General features: G+C 73.8%; 22 protein-coding genes. 7 read left to right on the top strand and 15 right to left on the bottom strand.

The window, feature by feature from the left end; translation table 11 throughout:
• Window positions 1-4 precede the first annotated feature (4 nt).
• Both IEY96_RS02700 and IEY96_RS02695 read left to right on the top strand, forming a co-directional pair.
• Complete coding sequence (locus tag IEY96_RS02700) at window positions 5-754, top strand: beta-phosphoglucomutase family hydrolase (protein WP_189193190.1); 750 nt, start codon at window positions 5-7, stop codon at window positions 752-754.
• Window positions 751-3123, top strand: a complete 2373-nt coding sequence (locus tag IEY96_RS02695) for a glycoside hydrolase family 65 protein (protein WP_189193189.1) — start codon at window positions 751-753, stop codon at window positions 3121-3123. Before IEY96_RS02700 ends, IEY96_RS02695 begins: the two co-directional genes overlap by 4 nt.
• 49 nt (window positions 3124-3172) lie before the next feature.
• Here IEY96_RS02695 and IEY96_RS02690 read toward each other — a convergent pair whose 3' ends face one another.
• The 3 genes from IEY96_RS02690 to IEY96_RS02680 form a co-directional block, all read right to left on the bottom strand.
• Window positions 3173-3352, bottom strand: a complete 180-nt coding sequence (locus tag IEY96_RS02690; protein WP_189193188.1) for a hypothetical protein — start codon at window positions 3350-3352, stop codon at window positions 3173-3175.
• Window positions 3353-3413: 61 nt separating this feature from the next.
• A complete protein-coding gene (gene trxA, locus IEY96_RS02685) occupies window positions 3414-3761 on the bottom strand; it encodes a thioredoxin (protein ID WP_229791351.1) in 348 nt (115 codons plus the stop codon).
• Window positions 3731-4123 carry a MerR family transcriptional regulator gene (locus IEY96_RS02680; protein WP_091314905.1) on the bottom strand — a complete coding sequence of 131 codons (393 nt, stop codon included), beginning with the start codon at window positions 4121-4123 and terminating at the stop codon, window positions 3731-3733. The genes trxA and IEY96_RS02680 overlap by 31 nt, the downstream gene beginning before the upstream one ends.
• Before the next feature lie 210 nt (window positions 4124-4333).
• Between IEY96_RS02680 and IEY96_RS02675 the strand changes: the two genes are divergently transcribed.
• Complete coding sequence (locus tag IEY96_RS02675; RefSeq protein ID WP_189193187.1) at window positions 4334-4996, top strand: dienelactone hydrolase family protein; 663 nt, start codon at window positions 4334-4336, stop codon at window positions 4994-4996.
• Window positions 4997-5013: 17 nt separating this feature from the next.
• On the opposite strand, the gene IEY96_RS02670 is transcribed toward IEY96_RS02675, so the two are convergent.
• Window positions 5014-6117: an AI-2E family transporter gene (locus IEY96_RS02670; RefSeq protein ID WP_189193186.1), complete on the bottom strand. Its 1104-nt coding sequence runs from the start codon at window positions 6115-6117 to the stop codon at window positions 5014-5016.
• 129 nt (window positions 6118-6246) lie between these two features.
• Between IEY96_RS02670 and IEY96_RS02665 the strand changes: the two genes are divergently transcribed.
• The 3 genes from IEY96_RS02665 to IEY96_RS02655 all read left to right on the top strand — a co-directional run bounded on the left by IEY96_RS02665 (window position 6247) and on the right by IEY96_RS02655 (window position 8079).
• Entirely contained in the window at window positions 6247-6429 is a 183-nt protein-coding gene (locus tag IEY96_RS02665) for an antitoxin (protein WP_189193185.1), read from the top strand.
• Between the two features lie 185 nt (window positions 6430-6614).
• Window positions 6615-7820, top strand: coding sequence for a cytochrome P450 (locus IEY96_RS02660; protein WP_229791349.1), 1206 nt, complete (start codon window positions 6615-6617; stop codon window positions 7818-7820).
• 25 nt (window positions 7821-7845) lie between these two features.
• Window positions 7846-8079 (top strand): ferredoxin, encoded by a 234-nt coding sequence (locus tag IEY96_RS02655; protein WP_189193183.1) that lies wholly within the window; start codon window positions 7846-7848, stop codon window positions 8077-8079.
• Between the two features lie 4 nt (window positions 8080-8083).
• Here the strand turns inward: IEY96_RS02655 and IEY96_RS02650 are convergent, their stop codons facing one another.
• Entirely contained in the window at window positions 8084-8986 is a 903-nt protein-coding gene (locus tag IEY96_RS02650) for an SMP-30/gluconolactonase/LRE family protein (protein ID WP_189193182.1), read from the bottom strand.
• 96 nt (window positions 8987-9082) lie between these two features.
• Between IEY96_RS02650 and IEY96_RS02645 the strand changes: the two genes are divergently transcribed.
• The gene (locus IEY96_RS02645) at window positions 9083-9538 is read left to right on the top strand and encodes an Lrp/AsnC family transcriptional regulator (RefSeq protein ID WP_189193181.1); all 456 of its coding nucleotides are present in this window, start codon (window positions 9083-9085) and stop codon (window positions 9536-9538) included.
• A 55-nt stretch (window positions 9539-9593) separates the two neighbouring features.
• Here the strand turns inward: IEY96_RS02645 and IEY96_RS02640 are convergent, their stop codons facing one another.
• From IEY96_RS02640 to eccB, 10 genes are all read right to left on the bottom strand, one after another.
• Window positions 9594-10187 (bottom strand): hemerythrin domain-containing protein, encoded by a 594-nt coding sequence (locus IEY96_RS02640; protein ID WP_189193180.1) that lies wholly within the window; start codon window positions 10185-10187, stop codon window positions 9594-9596.
• A gap of 104 nt (window positions 10188-10291) precedes the next feature.
• Window positions 10292-10963 carry an HAD family hydrolase gene (locus IEY96_RS02635; RefSeq protein WP_189193179.1) on the bottom strand — a complete coding sequence of 224 codons (672 nt, stop codon included), beginning with the start codon at window positions 10961-10963 and terminating at the stop codon, window positions 10292-10294.
• Between the two features lie 89 nt (window positions 10964-11052).
• The gene (locus IEY96_RS02630) at window positions 11053-11697 is read right to left on the bottom strand and encodes a C39 family peptidase (RefSeq protein ID WP_189193178.1); all 645 of its coding nucleotides are present in this window, start codon (window positions 11695-11697) and stop codon (window positions 11053-11055) included.
• A 253-nt stretch (window positions 11698-11950) separates the two neighbouring features.
• Window positions 11951-12373 (bottom strand): pyridoxamine 5'-phosphate oxidase family protein, encoded by a 423-nt coding sequence (locus tag IEY96_RS02625; RefSeq protein ID WP_189193177.1) that lies wholly within the window; start codon window positions 12371-12373, stop codon window positions 11951-11953.
• Window positions 12374-12422: 49 nt separating this feature from the next.
• Entirely contained in the window at window positions 12423-12764 is a 342-nt protein-coding gene (locus tag IEY96_RS02620; protein WP_189193176.1) for a YkvA family protein, read from the bottom strand.
• A gap of 39 nt (window positions 12765-12803) precedes the next feature.
• Window positions 12804-13640: a hypothetical protein gene (locus IEY96_RS02615; RefSeq protein WP_189193175.1), complete on the bottom strand. Its 837-nt coding sequence runs from the start codon at window positions 13638-13640 to the stop codon at window positions 12804-12806.
• Between the two features lie 142 nt (window positions 13641-13782).
• The gene (locus IEY96_RS02610; protein WP_189193174.1) at window positions 13783-14196 is read right to left on the bottom strand and encodes a hypothetical protein; all 414 of its coding nucleotides are present in this window, start codon (window positions 14194-14196) and stop codon (window positions 13783-13785) included.
• A 246-nt stretch (window positions 14197-14442) separates the two neighbouring features.
• Window positions 14443-15690: a WXG100 family type VII secretion target gene (locus IEY96_RS02605; protein WP_189193173.1), complete on the bottom strand. Its 1248-nt coding sequence runs from the start codon at window positions 15688-15690 to the stop codon at window positions 14443-14445.
• Window positions 15683-16054: a DUF2563 family protein gene (locus tag IEY96_RS02600; protein ID WP_189193172.1), complete on the bottom strand. Its 372-nt coding sequence runs from the start codon at window positions 16052-16054 to the stop codon at window positions 15683-15685. Before IEY96_RS02600 ends, IEY96_RS02605 begins: the two co-directional genes overlap by 8 nt.
• Window positions 16055-16171: 117 nt before the next feature.
• Window positions 16172-17638, bottom strand: a complete 1467-nt coding sequence (gene eccB / locus IEY96_RS02595; RefSeq protein WP_189193171.1) for a type VII secretion protein EccB — start codon at window positions 17636-17638, stop codon at window positions 16172-16174.
• Window positions 17639-17769: the final 131 nt, after the last annotated feature.

Below are 17769 nucleotides of genomic sequence, written 5' to 3'. Positions count from 1 at the left end.
GGCAATGCTGGGCCTACCCGCTCACGTGACCGCCTGTCTCTTCGATCTGGACGGTGTGCTGACGCAGACCGCCAAGGTGCACAACGCCGCCTGGACCGAGACCTTCGACGCGTTCCTGCGGGAGCGTGCGGCGATCACCGGCGAGCCGTTCCGCCCGTTCGACCCCGGCCCGGACTACAACCGGTACGTGGACGGAAAACCGCGCGCCGACGGGGTGCGCTCGTTCCTGGCCTCGCGCGGGATCACCCTGCCCGAGGGCTCGCCCGACGACCCGCCCGAGGCGGAGACCGTCAACGGGGTGGGCAACCGGAAGAACGTCATCCTGCTCAAACGGATCCACACCGACGGCGTCGAGGTCTACGAGGGCTCGGTGCGCTACCTGGAGGAGGCCGTCCGGGCCGGGCTGCGCCGGGCGGTGGTCTCGGCCAGCGCCAACTGCCGGGACGTCGTCGCCGCCGCCGGTCTGGAGCCGCTGCTGGAGGCGCGGGTCGACGGGCTGGTGGCCCGCGAGCGCGGGCTGCGCGGCAAGCCGCACCCGGACACCTTCCTGGCCGGCGCGCAGTTGCTCGGGGTGCCGCCGGAGAACGCGGCCGTCTTCGAGGACGCGCTGGCCGGCGTCGCCGCCGGAAAGGCCGGCGGCTTCGGGTACGTGGTCGGCGTCGACCGGGTCGGCCAGGCCGACGACCTGCGCGCGCACGGCGCCGACGTGGTGGTCACCGACCTGTCGGAGCTGCTCACCGGGGCGCCCGCGTGATCCGGGAACGGGCGTATCCGGTCGAGCCGTGGCACGTCCGGGAGACCCGCCTCGACATGGACGTGCTGGCCCAGTCCGAGTCGGTCTTCGCCCTCTCCAACGGCCACGTCGGGCTGCGCGGCAACCTCGACGAGGGCGAGCCCCACGGCCTGCCCGGCACCTACCTGAACTCCTTCTACGAGCTGCGTCCCCTGCCGTACGCGGAGGCGGGCTTCGGTTTCCCCGAGTCCGGGCAGACCGTCGTCAACGTCACCAACGGCAAGCTCATCCGGCTCCTGGTCGACGACGAGCCGCTCGACGTCCGCTACGGCGAACTGCTCTTCCACGAGCGGGTGCTCGACCTGCGCGCCGGCACCCTGCACCGCGAGCTGCACTGGCGCTCGCCGGCCGGGCGGGACGTGAAGGTCCGCAGCACCCGGCTCGTGTCGTTCACCCAGCGGGCGGTCGCCGCCATCCACTACGAGGTCGAGGCGCTGGAGGGGCCGCTGCGGCTGATCCTCCAGTCGGAACTGGTGGCCAACGAGACCCTGCCGCCGCAGAGCCGCGACCCGCGGGTGGCCGCCGTGCTCGAGTCGCCGTTGCAGGCCGAGGAGGAGCTGACCACCGACGACGGCGGGCTGCTCATCCACCGCACCAAGGTCAGCGGGCTGCGGGTCGCCGCCGCCATGGCGCACGACGTGGACGCCCCGGAGCGCACCACCATCGAGTCCGAGGGCTACGAGGACTGGGTCCGCACCACCATCGGGTGCGTGCTCAAGCCCGGCCAGAAGCTGCGGGTGGTCAAGTACCTGACGTACGGCTGGTCCAGCCGGCGGTCGCTGCCGGCGCTGCGCGACCAGGTCGGGGCGGGGCTGGCCGCGGCCCGGCTTGACGGCTGGGACGGGCTGCGCCGCGAGCAGCGGGAATACCTCGACGAGTTCTGGGACGCCGCCGACGTGCGGGTGGAGGGCGACCCGGAGGTGCAGCAGGCCGTCCGGTTCGGCCTGTTCCACGTGCTCCAGGCCGGCGCCCGCGCGGAACGCCGGCCGATCGCCGCCAAGGGCCTCACCGGCCCGGGGTACGACGGGCACGCGTTCTGGGACACCGAAATGTTCGTGCTGCCGGTGCTCACCTACACCCAACCCGGCGCGGTGCGGGACGCCCTGCAGTGGCGCTACTCCACCCTCCCGCAGGCGCAGGAGCGGGCCCGGACGTTGAACCTGGCCGGGGCCGCCTTCCCGTGGCGGACCATCGAGGGGCCGGAGTCGTCGGCGTACTGGCCGGCCGGGACGGCCGCGTTCCACATCGCCGCCGACGTGGCCGACGCGCTGCGCCGCTACGTGCTGGTCACCGGCGACCAGGCGCTGGAGGAGGAGATCGGCCTGGAACTGCTGGTCGAGACGGCCCGGCTGTGGCGTTCGCTCGGCCACCACGACCGCACCGGACGGTTCCACATCGACGGGGTGACCGGCCCGGACGAGTACACCGCGGTCAAGAACGACAACGTCTACACCAACCTGATGGCGCAGCGGAACCTGCTCACCGCCGCCGAGTGCGCCATGCGCCACCGGGACCAGGCCCAGGACCTCGGCGTCACCGAGGAGGAGGCGGCCGCCTGGCGGGACGCGGCCAATGCCATGCACCTCCCGTACGACCCGGAGATCGAGGTGCACGGGCAGGTGGAGGGCTTCACCCGGCTGCAGGAGTGGGACTTCGAGCACACGCCCCCGGAGAAGTACCCGCTGCTGCTGCACTACCCGTACTTCGACCTGTACCGGAAGCAGGTGGTCAAGCAGGCGGACCTGGTGCTCGCCATGCACTGGCGGGGCGACGCGTTCACCGGTCCGGAGAAGATGCGCAACTTCCTCTACTACGAGCGGCGCACCGTGCGGGACTCCTCGCTGAGCGCCTGCACCCAGGCGGTGATGGCGGCCGAGGTGGGTCACCCCGAGCTGGCCCACCGCTACCTGCGCGAGGCCGCGCTGATGGACCTGCACGACCTGAACGAGAACACCCGGGACGGCGTGCACATGGCCTCGCTCGCCGGGGCCTGGATCGCCCTGGTCGCCGGCTTCGGCGGCCTGCGCGACCACGACGGGACGCTCTCCTTCTCGCCCCGGCTCTCCAGCCGGCTCGGCCGGTTGGAGTTCTCCCTCCAGTGGCGGTCGATGCGGCTGCGGGTGGACGTCCGGCCGCACCAGACCACGTACTCGCTGCGCAACGGGGGGCCGGACACGGTTATCGAGCTGCACCACCACGGCGAGCCGATCCGGGTCACCGCCGCCCAGCCGGTCACCGTGCCGGTGCCGCCGGCGCACCCGTCCGGGCCGCAGCCGGAGCAGCCGCCGGGCCGGGCGCCCCTGCTGCACCTGCCGGAGAACCTGACCTGAGCGAAGCCCCGACCCGCGTGGTCGCGGGCCGGGGCTTCACCGGCGTACGTCAGAACTGGCGGCCGTTGGACGGCCGGCCGCCGGCGTCACGCGGCGCCGTGGCCCGCGGGTCGTCGGCGGTGCGTGCCACGGAGGCGCGGTCCGCCCAGTCCTTTGAGCCCTTCAGCTCCTGTTTGCGGCGTTCCTGATCGGTGAGCTCCTGCTCTCGGGACCTGTCCTGTTTCGCCATGACGATCCTCGCGATCCGTCGGGGTCCGTGGTCACCCCGCGCCTTCCCGATCCGGTCCGGCTCAACCGTCGAGGTGCCTGGCGAAGCTCAGCCGCAGGTGGTTCTTCGGCCGGGCGCCGACGATCGAGCCCACCACCTGGCCGTCCCGGAACACCAGCATCGTCGGCATCGACATCACCTGGTACGCCCGGGTGCTCTGCGGGTTCTCGTCCGAATTCACGGTGACGAAGCGCAGCGCCTCGCCGAACTCCTCGGCCAGCTCCGCCAGGTGCTTCGAGACCGGGCGGCAGGGCGGGCACCACTCCGCCCAGAAGTCGACCACCACGGGCCGGTCCGCGGCCAGCACGACGGACGCGAAGGTCTCGTCGGTGACCGGGGTCAGTCGGCCCTGCTGCGTGTCCTGAGGCATGTTTCCTCCCGATGGGCGATCGCGCGGGCGAGCTGGTCGTGCAGCTGGTGGCGGACCGCGCCGAGCCGGTCGAGGTAGTCGTCCACCTCGGCGAGCTTGCGCCGCAGCACCGCCACCGAGTCGGGGCAGACGTCGCCGGAGCTGTTGCCGGCCCGCAGGCAGGCCACGAACGGCCGGATGTCGTCCAGCCCGAAGCCGACCGCCAGCAGCGCCCGGATCTCGTGCACGACGCGCAGCTCCGCCTCGTCGTAGATCCGGTAGCCGTTAGCCGACCGGCGCGGGCACACCAGCCCCTGGGACTCGTAGTACCGCAGGGTGCGGGTGCTGGTCCCGGCCCGCTCCGCCAGCTCGCCGATCCGCATCCCACCCGCCCCCACCTGCTCACCCCTTGACCGCCCAAACGCTAAACCTTGCCACCAACGTCAAGGCAACCCTCCGCGCGCCACACTCCACCCACCACCCACGCCCATTTCGATGATCATGACGTTGGCGGCTAGAGAGAGCGGTTTCCTCGGTGCCAACTTCATGATCACGCCGTTGGGGGGTATGCCCGGGGCCGGGAGGTGTGGGGTATGGGGGATGTGCGTGCGGTTTCGGTGCCGGTGGTGGACGGGGGGCTGCCGGCCGACGTGATCGTGCCGTCGGGGGCGGTGGGGGTGGTGTTGTTCGCGCACGGGAGCGGCAGTTCGCGGCACAGCCCGCGCAACGTGGCGGTGGCGCACGAGTTCAACGGGCGGGGGCTGGGCACCGTGCTGGTCGACCTGCTCACCGCCGAGGAGGACAAACGGGACGAGGTCACCGCCGAGCTGCGCTTCGACATCGGGATGCTCGCCGAGCGGCTGGCCGCCATCGTCGACTGGATGGCGGGCGAGCCGACCCTGGGCCGGCTGCCGATCGGGCTCTTCGGCGCCAGCACCGGCGCGGCCGCCGCCCTGGTCGCCGCGGCCGCCCGGCCGCAGCGGGTCGGCGCGGTGGTGTCCCGGGGCGGCCGTCCGGACCTGGCCGGCAGCTCGCTGTCGGCGGTACGCGCCCCGACGCTGCTGCTCGTCGGTGGGCTGGACGAGCAGGTGATCGTGTTGAACGAGCAGGCCCAGGCGGATCTGGGCGATGTCGCCGAGCTGCGGATCGTGCCGGGCGCCACCCACCTCTTCGAGGAGCCGGGCACCCTGGAACAGGTGGCCGACCAGGCCGCCACCTGGTTCACCACCCACCTCCGCCAGCCGCACCCGGCCTGAGCCGGAGGCGGCCGGGGTCAGCCGGGCAGGGCGGCCCGGTGGCGTTGCACGGTGTCGAGCACCCGCCAGGTGACCGCGGCGATCGGCACCGAGACGAACGCGCCCGCGATGCCGGCGATCAGCGTGCCGGCGGTGACCACCACCAGGATGACCGCCGGGTGCAGCTGGACCTGCCGTTTCATCACGAGCGGCTCCAGCAGGTTGCCCTCGATCTGCTGCACGGCGATCACCGCGGCGAGGGTGAGCAGGGCGGTGGTGGGGCCGTTCGCGGCCAGCGCGACCAGCACCGCGACCGCGCCGGCCACGGTGGCGCCGATGATCGGCACGAATCCGCCGAGGAAGGTGATCAGCGCGAGCGGCAGGGCCAGCGGGACGCGCAGCAGCACCAGCGCCAAGCCGATGCCGATGGCGTCGATCGCCGCGATGATCATCGTGCCCCGGCTGTACGCGCCGAGCGTCCGCCAGCCGGCCCGGCCCGCCTCGGCGGTCAGGTCGCGGCGCGGCCCGGCCATCCGGCGCAGCACCCAGTGCCACATCGAGCGGCCGTCCTTGAGCAGGAAGAAGAGCAGCACCAGGCCGAGCAGGATCGATCCGGCGACCTCGGCGGCCGTCCGCGCCCCGGCGACCGGGTCGGGGGCGCTGCCGCTCAGCCCCTCGCGGATCTGCTCGACCTGCCGGTCGAGCTGTTCGTCGGTGACCGGCAGGCTGGAGGTGACGAAGTCCCGGCTGCGCTCCAGGCCCTGGTCGAGCTGCTGGCTCAGCTCGCCGAACTGGCTCGCCGTGAGGTTCCACACCAGCGCCCCGAGGCCGACCAGGACGCCGAGCAGCAGCAGGATGCTGAGCAGGGCGGCCGGCGCCGCCGGCACCCGGAGCCGGCGCAGCCGCAGCAGCACCGGGTCGAGCAACGCGGTGAGGAAGAGCGTGCCGGCCAGCGCCACGGCCAGCGGCGCCAGCAGCACCGCGATCTTCCCGAGCAGCCAGAGCGCGGCAACCACCACCACGAGACACGCGCCCCAGGTGACGGCCGTCCGTACCGGCCAGGGCAGCCCCGCCCAGGTGTGCCTCGGTCCTGCCGCCCGGCTTCGCTCCGCCGGCTCCGGCGTCCCAGCGTCCTCGTCCACGTCGCCTCCTCGATCGTGGCCGTTGGTACCCGACGCACGCGAATCCGACACCCGGGCGGCCTTCGGGCGCGGCGCGTTTGTGCCTCCGGACCCAGGGAAGGCATTCAAGGTATCGAAGGGAGAACCGGCATGGGTGACTTCATGGACAAGGCCAAGGACTTCGCCGACAAGCACGACAAGCAGGTCGACCAGGGCATCGAAAAGGGCGGCGACATGGCCGACAAGCGGACCCAGGGCAAGTACGACGAGAAGATCGACAAGGGCGTCGACATGGCTCAGCAGCGGACCGGCGAGGGCGACACCGGACGCTGACCGCGCCGGCGATCCCGGGCCGTCCCGCGTGGGCGGCCCGGGATCGTCGTGTCGGACCCCGAACAACCCTCTGGTCTCCATCGACCGATCTCGCTACCATCCGCAGTCGGGGCATGACTCAGCGTCGAGTCGTGCGGAGTCGACCCGCACCGCCCGCGGTGCCGTGGACGAGAGCGAGCCAGCCGGTGACCGACACTTCCCAGGCGACCATCCCGCAGCGCTACCCGTTCAACGCCCCCTTCCGGCTCGACCTGGACGCCCGCTACGCCGAGCTGCGCGAGCAGCCGCTGGTCCGGGTCCAACTGCCCTACGGCGAGCCCGCCTGGCTGGCCACCCGGCACGCCGACGTGAAGACGGTGCTCGGCGACCCCCGGTTCAGCCGGGCCGCGTCGGTCGGCCGCGACGAACCCCGGAACACCCCGCGCCAGCAGGAGACCGGCATCCTCTCGATGGACCCGCCGGAGCACACCCGGCTGCGCCGGCTGGTGGCGAAGGCGTTCACGGCGCGCCGGGTCGAGGAGCTGCGTCCGCGTACCCGGGCGGTGGCCGACGAGCTGGTCGACGGATTGCTCGCCGCCGGGCCGCCCGCCGACCTGGTGGCACACCTGGCCACCCCGCTGCCGATCCGGGTGATCTGCGACCTGCTCGGCGTGCCGGTGTCCGACCAGGACAGGTTCCACACGTGGTCGGAGGCGATCGTCTCGACCACCTCGCTGGAGCCCGGTCTCGCCCAGCACTACCTCGACAACCTGCTCGCCTACATGGGCGGGCTGGTCGCCCGGCGCCGGGTCGAACCCGCCGACGACCTGCTCAGCGCGATGGTGCGGGCGCGCGACGAGCACGCCGACCGGCTCACCGAGGAGGAGATGGTCACCCTCGCCGCCGGGCTGCTCGCCGCCGGCCACGAGACCACGGTGACCCAGATCCCCAACATGGTGTACGTCCTGCTCACCACCCCCGGCGCCTGGGCCACCCTGGGGGAGCGGCCGGAGCTGGTGCCGGTCGCCGTCGAGGAGCTGATGCGGTTCATCCCGCTCGGCGCGACGGCGGCCTTCCCCCGCTACGCCACCGAGGACGTCGAGCTGGGCGGGGTGCTGGTCCGGGCGGGCGAGCCCGTGGTGGTCAACATCGCGGCGGCCAACCGGGACGGCGCCGTCTTCGCCGACGCCGACCGGCTGGACCTGACCCGCCAGGTCAACCCCCATCTCGGCTTCGGCCACGGCGTGCATCACTGCGTCGGCGCACAGCTGGCCCGGATGGAGCTGCGGGTGGTGCTGGAGACCCTGCTCGACCGGGCGCCGGGGCTCCGGCTCGCGGTGCCGGTGGAGGAGCTGACCTGGAAGAGCGGCCTGCTGGTGCGGGGCCTGGTGGCGATGCCGGTGGCCTGGTGAACCGGGCCGGAGCGGGGGAGGAAGCGTGAGCGAGGGGACCGAGTGGCGGCTGCACGTCGACCCGACCCGGTGCATCGGCTCCGGGATCTGCGCCGGGGTGTCGCCGCGTCACTTCGTGCTGGTCGGCGGGCTGTCCCGGCCGGTGGCCGAGCGGATCGCCGCCGACGAGTCGGTGCTGGATGCGGCCGAGTCCTGCCCGCTGGAGGCGATCGTGGTGTCCGACCTGGACAACCTCCGGCGGATCGCCCCGGAGGGCTGACCGGTCACCAGCCGGGGTAGCGCGCCCCGTTGACGTTGATCCGCAGGCTGAACAGCGAGCTGGAGGCGCAGATGTAGAGCTGGTTGCGCTTCGGGCCGCCGAAGGTGAAGTTGGCGACCACCTCCGGCAGGTGCAGCTTGCCGAGCAGCGTGCCGTCCGGGTCGAAGCAGTGCAGCCCGTCGTGCGCGGCCACCCAGACCCGGCCGGCGTCGTCGAGGCGTACGCCGTCGAAGGAGCCGGCGTCGCAGGTGGCGAAGACCTCGCCGCCGCGCAGGGCGCCGCCCTCGGTGACGGCGAACCGGCGCAGGTGCTTGGCCCGCGTGTCGACCACGTAGAGCAGCGACTCGTCGGGGCTGAACGCCAGCCCGTTGGGCTGCACGAAATCGTCGGCGACCTGGCGTACCTCGCCGTCGTGCGGGTCGACCCGGTAGACGTGGTTGCCGCCGATCTCGCTCTCGGCCCGGTGACCCTCGTAGTCGCTGTCGATGCCGTAGCTCGGGTCGGTGAACCAGATCGAGCCGTCGGAGTGCTCCACCACGTCGTTCGGGCTGTTCAGCCGCTTGCCGCGCCAGCGCTCGGCGAGCACCGTGTCAGTGCCGTCGGCCTCGGTCCGGGTGACCCGCCGCCGGCCCTGCTCGCAGCTCACCAGCCGTCCCCGCCGGTCGACGGTGTGCCCGTTGGCGTAGCCGGCCGGCTGGCGGAACACCCCGACCGCGCCGGTGGTCTCGTCCCAGCGCAGCAGCCGGTCGTTGGGGATGTCGCTGAAGACCAGGTAGCGCCCGGCGGAGAACCAGGCCGGACCCTCCAGCCAGCGGCCCCCGGTCCAGAGGCACTCCGTCCACTCGTCGCCGTTGACCCGGCGGAACCGCTCGTCCCGCACCTCGAAACGCGTCCTGAACCGATCCACGTCGACCGCCTCCGTTTGTGACTGACGTTCGGCATGACGCTAACATGGCCGAACGAGAATCAGTCGTGAGGACCATCACCGAACGGAGGCGCGGTCGTGGACGACGTCGACCGGAAGCTGCTCGCGGCGCTGCAACACGACGCCACCCAGTCGTACGCGGCGCTGGCCGGGGCGGTCGGGCTCTCCACGGGAGCGGTCCACGAGCGGGTGCGCAAGCTGCGCGAGCAGGGGGTGGTCCGGCGGACCACCGTGGACGTCGACCCGGCCGCGGTCGGCCGGGGCGTGCTGGCGTTCGTGCTGGTGGAGGCGAACGCGTGGATGGGCGACCAGCCCACCCGGGAGGCGCTCGCCGCGCTGCCCGAGGTGGAGGAGGCGCACGTCATCGCCGGCCCCGCCTCGCTGCTCGTGAAGATCCGGGTCGGCACGCCCGAGCAGCTCCAGGCCAGCCTGCGCCGGCTGTTCCAGGTGGAGGGTGTCACCGGCACGCAGACCGTGGTGGTGCTGGAGAGTTTCTTCGAGCGCCCGCTCGACCCGTACCCGCAGACCCCCTGACACACGGCGGCGGCCACGCCCCCCGTGCCGGGAGCGTGGCCGCCGCGGTCGGTGGTCAGGACTTCTCGCGCAGCTCCCGCATGGAGGTGGGCCGGCCGCTCAGCGCGTCACGCATCCGGTCGACCAGGCCGGTTCCCGGGGCGAGCAGCTTGTTCGCCGGCGGGTGGTCCGGGGCGGCCGGGTGCGGCCGGGTGGGCGCCGACTTCTTCGCCGCCTCCACCTTGCCGGCCAGCTCGACCAGCTCCTCCCGGGCGCAGGCCGCGCGGAGCCGGGGGAATAGGTCGCTCTCCTCGTCCTGCACGTGGTGCCGGATGGTCGCGGTGAGCTTGGTCAGCAGCTCGTCGAAGCGCGGCTCGGAGGGGTCGAGCGACTCCAGCTCCTTCATGGTCCGCTCGGCGTCGGCGTGCTCGGAGATCTCGTGCTCGGCGAGCTGGTCGCCGTCGGGGAGCGCCTTGCGGGCGGCCGGGTAGACATAGGCCTCCTCGGCCACGGAGTGCCGCACCAGCTCGGCGATCACCACGTCGGCGAGCTGCCGCCGGTGCTCCGGGGTGCCCTGCCGGCTCTCCAGCTCGACGAAGATCGCCTCGACCTCGCGGTGGTCCGTCATCAGGACGTCGACGACGTCCCGTTCCGTCTGTACGTCGGTCATCTGAATAGCCCCTTACCGGTGGGTTGCGGAACGGCTTGTCGGACCACTACCCCCGCCCGGACGGTCGAACCAGCCGGATTGCCGTCGCCTCCCGGCGCAGGTGCTCACCCGCCGATCGGCTCGCGCAGCAGGGCGGGCAGCTCGCCCAGGGCGGTCAGCGCGCGGCCCACCCAGGCGGGATCGGTGTCGTTGTGCTCGGTGGTCCGGACCACGGTCATGCCGACCGCCGCCGCGCCGGCCAGCTCGCCGTCCGCGCCGTCGCCCACGAAGACGCAGTCGGCCGGCGCGACGCCGAGACGCTCCGCCGCCAGCCGGTAGATCGCCGGGTCGGGCTTGGCCAGGCCCACGTCGCTGGAGAAGACCGCGACGTCGAACCGGCGGGCCAGGTCGGTCGAGGGCCACGCCTCGGCGGTCTCCGCGGTGGCGTTGCTGACCAGCCCGATCGGGTGGCCGTCGGCGCGCAGCGCGTCCAGCACCGCGACGGTTTCCGGCCGGACGCGGCCCAGCAGCCGCCGGGCCAGCTCGCGGCGGTGCGCGGCGGCCCGGGTCACCTGCTCCTCGGTGGGCGTGCCGCCGAGCCGCCGGGCCAGGATGCGGACCGTCTCCGCGGCGTCCCAGCGGGTCATCCGGTCCCGCCAGGTCGCGTGGTACGCGTCGACCAGCGCGGCCGGCTCCACCCCCACCATCAGCGCCATCTCGCCGACCACCCGGTCCCGCTCGGAGTCCCCGCCGGGCACCAGGGTGTGGAACAGGTCGAAGATCACCGGACGCGGCACGGTCCAGACTCTAGCGGGGCCGGTGACGGAACAGGACGCCGAAAGGGCCGGCCTCCCCGCTCGGGGGAGACCGGCCCTCGGTGGTTCGGTCAGGAGCTGTAACCGCGGCCGGCGATCCAGTTGGCCAGCTCGGTCACGTCCATCCAGTACGTCGGCTCGTTCGGGCTGGCCGGGTCGGCGATCAGCACCGTGTTGCCGTCGTCCTTGTACTCCACCACGGTCAGGTAGTGACCGGGGTAGCTGTGCTCGACACCGTCGATGTCCAGCGCGCCGCCCAGGATGTTGGCGACGACCGGCCGACCCTGGTCCACGGCGGCCCTGACGTCCGCCCGCAGGCGCTCGACCTGCTCCTTGGTGGCCACGTCGTCCCGGATCTCGGTGGTCTTGTACTTGCCACCGGTGTACTCGTTGAGCACCCGGGTGATGTCGATGGCCGAGTCGGTGCCGTTCTCGGTGGTGCCCAGCTTGGCGGCCAGCTCGTCCTGGCTGACCTCCTTGCCCTCGGCCGACAGGGCGATCCGGGTCGAGGCCGGACCGCAGTAGAAGAAGTTCGGCTGCGCCTCGTACTCGTAGCCGGCGCTCCGCTCGCCCTTGCCCTTGGCCACGGTCGACAGGGCCTTCGGCCCGGCCTGCGCCGGTGCGGCGTGCGCCGCCACAGCCGGGCCGGCGATGATGCCGCCGGACATGCAGAGGCCGGCGACGGACAGCATGCTCTTACGGAGGATCGAGTTCATGGCGGACTCCATTCGGGGGTTGACGTCTCCGGGGTGCGGAGACGTGGTACCGGGAGTGGCGCTCGGCGTGCTGTCGGGAGATCTCGGTCCCCACTCGCTCACCGGGGGCGGCGGGCCTGCCACCCGCTCGCTCAGATCGCTCGTACGGGAGGTGCAACGGCCCGGCGTCGGCCCCGATTTCCGCAGGTGGCGGCCGTCACGGTTTAACCGGACATCCCACGCGGGCGGTCGGAGCGGTGATGTGACCGCCGGGTCAGGCGGTGCCGGTGGGAAGGCTGCCGAGGAGGCGGGTCACCGCGATCTCGATGACCACGCGTTGCGGATTCGGACGTGGGGTGCGGTACCGCTCGGCGTAGCGCCGCTCGGCCTCGGCCACCGACTCCGGGTCGCGGCGCAGCACCGCCCGGCCCTCCACGGTCAGCCACCAGCGGCCGTCGACCTGGCAGACCGCCACGGGCGTGCCCGCCGGGCCGGCCGCGGCGACGTGCCGGGCCTTGGCCGAGGTGCCGGAGGTGATCACGCGGGCCAGCCCGGCGTCCGCGTCGAAGGTGACCCCCACCGGTACGACGTGCGGGGTGCCGTCCGCGCGCAGGGTGGTCAGCGTGGCGAGGTGCCGGTCCCGGAAGAACCGGGCGACCCGCTCGTCGTGTGGGTCCAGCCGGTGGTCGCCCGCCATCTCCCGCCCTCGGTGTCCTGGTCCGGGCCGACCGCCGGCCCCGCGCCGATCATGACACGGGGCGGCGCAGCCGGCCCGGCCCCGGCGGGGAGTCCGACCGGTCGGGCAGCCCACGCTGCGCGGCCCGGTGCTTCGCGGCCAGCCGGCCCAGGTAGATCAGCGCACCGGCCAGCACGCCCATGTCGTCCAGATAGATCGGGTCGGGGAGCAGGTCCACCGGCAGGATCGTGTAGATCAGCGCGCCGTAGAAGGCGACCTTGCCGCCCACCCCGAGCGCGCCCAGCATGCGGCGGGTGCGGACCACCCGGACGGCGAGCAGCACCGCCCCGACCAGCGTCGCCAGCGCGGCGACGGCGGCGAGCACGACAAGTACCCAGGCTTCACGGGACACGAGGTCACGCTAACCGAGCCGGGCCAGTTCCGCCCGAGGTCAGTACGCCGGCACGGCCGCCCGCCCCCGGGCCACCGGGGTCAGCTCGCGGGTGGTCTCGGCGGCCCGGGTGGGCGTCGGCAGCTCCCGGGTGGTCTCCGGCCCGGCCAGGTCGACGATGGACAGCGACGACTGCGGCGCGGTGGCCGGCCGGGTCGCCGCGTACGCCTCGTCGCGCAGGCTCCGCGCGGCGGCGGCAGCCAGCTCGGCGGCCCGCCAGGCGGCCTGCTCCCGCTCCAGGGCGGCCTGCTGCCGGGCCCGGAGGTTGTCCCGGACCAGCCGGCGCAGCAGCAGTTCCTGCTCCACCGGGTGGCGGCTCGGATCCCAGCCCTGGTGGCCGAGGATGTCGCTGAGCTGCTGCACGGTGATCTCCTTGCGCCACTGGGCGTCCAGCGCCGCCCGGTGCAGCCAGCGCTCCCGGTCCACGTACTCGGCGGGGGTCCGGGCGGTCCGGGGCAGGGGCAGCGCCGCGGCGGCGGCCAGCCGGCGGACGTCCTCCTCCGCCGCCTCGTACGCCTGCCACGCCTCCTCGACCTCCTCCTGCGCGGCCAGCCACTCGGCCCGACGCCGCTCGGCGGTCGCCGCAGCCCGGGACGCGGCCACCGCCACCTCCTGCGCGTACCGGGCCCGCTCGCGGGCCTCCTCGCGGGCCTGCTCGGCCAGGTCGATGCTGCTCGGCCGGGCGGCATCGCTGATCCGGTCGCCGAACACCGACCGGAACCGGGCCGGGCGGACGATCAGGGCGGCGACCACGATCGCCGCCACGGCGAGCAGGGCCAGCCAGATCACGGCGGCCCGGGGAACGTCGGGCAGGACGGTGGAGAAGACGGTCTGCATCACCAGCACCTCGTGGTGGAACGGTAGGAGTCAACGGTCGGGGCCCGGTCGGCGGGCGGGAGGTCGCGGCGGCACGCGACGGGGGTACGCGGCCGGGGCGGTCGAGCGGCGCCGGCGCGTACGCGAGGAGAGGCCGGCGCGGTCAGGCGCGCGGCGGACCGCGGCGGGCGTTGGCGGCCCGGCCGGGGTCGGCGGCGAGGACGACGTCCCGGCCCGCTACCGGCGCGGCGGCGTCCGCCGTGGCCCGCTGCGGCGTCCCGGCCCCGGCCGGCGCGGCGAGCGGGTGCCGGACGGGCGAGTCCACGGCCGGCGCGGCGGGCCGGACACCGGCCGCCTCCGCGACCCGTGGGCCGGCCGGCGCGACGCCGAGGGCAACCGGGGCGTCGACCCGCAGGTCGACCGCCGGGCGGGCGGTCGCGGCCGGGTGGAGGTGGTCGGCGGGGGTGACGGCCGGGCCGGTGAGGCCGGCGATGAGTGCGAGGGCGGTCACCGCCGTGCGGGCGATCCTGCGCAGCGTGGCCGTCCAGAGGGACGAGGCGAACGCTACGGGCAGCACCGTTTCAACCTATCGGTCAGTTCCGCATCGTGCAGCTCGACGATCTTCCCGGTCGACGTGACCCGCCCCACCATTCGCTGTGGACGGATCCGTTCCGCCGGAGATCCGGCGCCTTCGGCCAGCGGGCGGCGCCTCCGCCGGACGCGAAACGGCGCGGCGCCCCCGCCGGATGCGAACGGCGCGGCGCCACAGACGCGAAACGGCGCGGCGCCCCGGTGGGGACGCCGCGCCGTCGTCAGCCTGCGGTCAGTTGCCGCCGAGCACCGGCGGCGGGGCCGCCTCGCCGTCGGTCCAGACCATTTCGTCCTCGGTGAGCCAGGTCAGCCGGCCCTCGGCCTCGTCGTCCTCGCCGCCGCGCGCGCCCAGCACGCCGTTGCGGCCGGCCATGGCGGGCCGCCCGGTGGCGCCGCCCTTGCCCGTGGAACGGCCCTCCGCCTCGACCGTCACGCCCCGCCCGGAGGCGAGGCGGCCGGTGCCCGCGGCCGACCGGCCCTCGGCGCCGATCCCGCCCACTCGGCCGGCGCCCGCCGAGCCGCCACCCGAACCGGCCAGCGACCCGGTGCCGAGCACGCCCGGCATGCCGTAGAGCGAGCCGCCGCCCCCGCCGGCCGGCAGGGTCGGGTTGGCGCCGCCGAGCCCGGGACCGGCCAGGCCGGTCGTCGGACCGGGGACGGTCAGCGGACCGGCGCCCGCGAGCGAGGTGCCGCTCGGGTCGACGGTGCCGACCGAGCCGATGGTGCCCGGGGTGCCGGTGCCGGGCTGGCCGCCGGTGCCGCCGCCCACCGTGCCGCTGCCCGGGGCGGTGTGGTGCACGCCCGAGGTGGTCGCGGTGCCGTTCGCCGCGGGACCGAAGCTGCCGACCCCCGGCCCGGCCGACGGCGTGCCCACCGACGGGCCGCTGCGCAGCGTCGGATCGGTCGAGTCGCTGTGGCCCGGCAGCTCCGTGTGCGGCGGCTCCGGCACGACGATCCGGCCGTACGCCGAGAAGTCGTAGCCCTCGGCCAGCTTGGCGACGACCTGCACCATCCGCTGGTGTGCCTTCTCCTGCTCGGCCTTGTCCTGCTCGTGGCCGACGATGCCGCCGACCAGCGCACCCGGCAGGCCGCCCACCAGGAAGCCCTTGCCGGCGTTGGAGAGCATCTTGTCGTTGTCGTCGGTCTCCTCGGGGCTCTCCGCCTTCGCCTGGGCGGTGCGCAGCTCGCTGGCCATCATGTCGAGCGCCTGCCGCATGCCCGTCATGCCCTCGGCCAGGTTGCCGGAGTAGTCGGCGACCAGGTTGAGCCGGCGGTGGAACTCCCGGGAGGCGTCGCCCGTCCAGGTCTTCAGCAGCGCGTCCAGGTCGGCGGTCAGGTCGCGGCCGAGGTCGTCGAGGGTGCCCTTCAGCGAGGTCCACTGGGCGCTGAGCCCGTCGATCTGCTTCGGGTCACCGGCGTTGACGCCCTGGTAGAGCTCCTTGTGGCTGACGTGCTCGTAGCGCTGGGTGTATTCAGACACGCGGATCCTCTCCCTTCGGCTTCATCGCCTCGGTCAGCCCGGAGAGGGCGGCGGCGATGTCGGCCGCGGCGGCGGCGTTGCGTGCCTCGGCGGTCTTGTAGTTCGTCATGATCGTCTTGGTGGCCTTCTGGGCGGCCACGATCGCCCGCCGCAACCGCTCGACGTGGTTGACGTAGCTCTGGTGCGTCTCGGAGTAGCGACGCGCGTTGTCGTTGGCGTCGGTGAACGCGCCGAGTGCCGGCGGCCGGCACTGCATCTCGGTGTTGAGCTTCTTCAACACCGACTCGGCCTCGCTCAGCCTGCGCTCGAGCCGCTGGTGAAAGTCCTCCAAGGACAGTACGTCTACTGTCGTGCGCCCGGTCATGGCTGCATCCCCGTAGTCATCGTCGAGAACCGTTGGCCACGTTCAGGTTAGTCGACCCGGCCCAACCGGGGCGACCCGTCATCGGGTTCCTTCCACTTCGGACCGTCGCGGCGCCGCTCAGCCGCCCTGCGCGGGGGCCGCGTCGTCGCCCGGACCGGTCGTCGCGCCGCCGCCGGGCGTGGCACCCGGATCGAAGTGGGTCATCGCGTCCTCGCGCTCCAGGGTCGGCCCGGTCGGCACCAGTGCCAGCAGGGACGCGGGCACCGCGAGCGGGGTCACGTCGCCGTAGCCGAGGGCGCTCTTCGCGTCGCCCGAGGCGGTGCCGAGCGGGTAACGGACCCCCTGGGCGGTGATCAGGTAGACCGTGGAACCGGCCGCCGGCTTGCCGGTCTCCCCGGCGGTGGACTGCACCAGCACGCCCTTGCCGCCGGGCAGCAGCACGCTCTCGGCGGTCCGGACCGCGTCGCGCGCGCTCTGCCGCGCGGGCACCGCGGTCGCCGCGGTCAGCTCGGCCGGCGGCTGGTCGAAGACCTCCAGCGTGGTGGTCGGCTGGCCGGCCGGACCGGAGCGGTACGTGGCACAGAGCACCGTCCGCCCGGCGCGGACCTCGTGCAGGGTGGGCAGCCGGACCGGCAGCCCTTCGGCCTCCAGCCGCTGGTCGGTGAGGAGCTGGCCGGCCTGGTCCGGCGTGATGTCGGTGACCTGACCGCCGCCGCCGAGCAGCAGCAGCGCGGTGACCTCCCCGATCGCCACCAGGCCCTGCTTGGCCAGCACGTAGTACTGGCCCGCGGCCCGGTAGACCTGCCCGACCCGGGCCGGGCGGTCGCCCACGGTCAGCCCGCTCGGGCCGCCCTCCCCGTCGATGGTCGGCTTGCGTAGCGCCGGGCCGACCGGCACCGCGTTGAGCAGCTGCTGCCCGACCGTGAGGGTGGCCGCGCCGGCCATCTTCAACGCCACCAGCGCCTGCTCGTCGCCGACCACCCGCAGCCGGGAGCCGCCGGTGAGCAGGTAGCGCGCGTCGTTCACCTTGACCAGGACCGCCCGGTCGGTGAGCGGGGTGCCGCCGGGCAGCGGCCGGTCGATCACCAGGCGGGTGGTGGAACGCTGCGGGTCGTTCGGGTCCGGCACGTCGCACACCGACCAGGGGAGGCCGACCAGGGACTTCCGGTCCGGCACGTCGTCCGGGGCGCCCACGATGCCCACCGCCCGGCCCCGCGGCCGGTCCTTGATCGAGGCCTGCGACATCGTGCGGACCGGCGCGCCGGCGTCGTTGAGGATGAGCCGGGCCGAGGCGTAGTTGAGCGTAGGGTGCAGCACCTTGTCGTCGCCGAAGACGTAGGTGGCGCCGGTCTCCCGCTCGATCACCAGCGTGTTCGGCTCCAGCGGGGCGGAGTTGCTGGTGAACTGCCCGTACGCGCCCGCGCCGCCGAGGACGACGGCGGCGGCGATGACGCTGCCGAACACCGCCATGCCGAGGCGCCGCATCGGCAGGTCGTTGGTCTCCGGGTCGCCGGTGAGCAGCGCCGAGACGATCCGGCGGGTGACGAAGCGGTACGCCTGCACCTGATCGCGGCGGGTCCGCATGACTAACCTCCGGCAGGGGTGGGTCCGCGACGATCAGGTCCGAACTTCGCCGCGGGCTTCCCTACGATAAGGGGCCGTCGACGGTTCACCGGGACCCCGCCCGCCCTCCGGCGACGCACCGCACCGGCGGA

The organism is Micromonospora fulviviridis (assembly GCF_014648395.1).
Taxonomy (GTDB): domain Bacteria; phylum Actinomycetota; class Actinomycetes; order Mycobacteriales; family Micromonosporaceae; genus Micromonospora; species Micromonospora fulviviridis.
The sequence above is the reverse complement of the archived record's forward strand: the minus strand, read 5'-3'. Positions and strand labels throughout refer to the sequence as shown.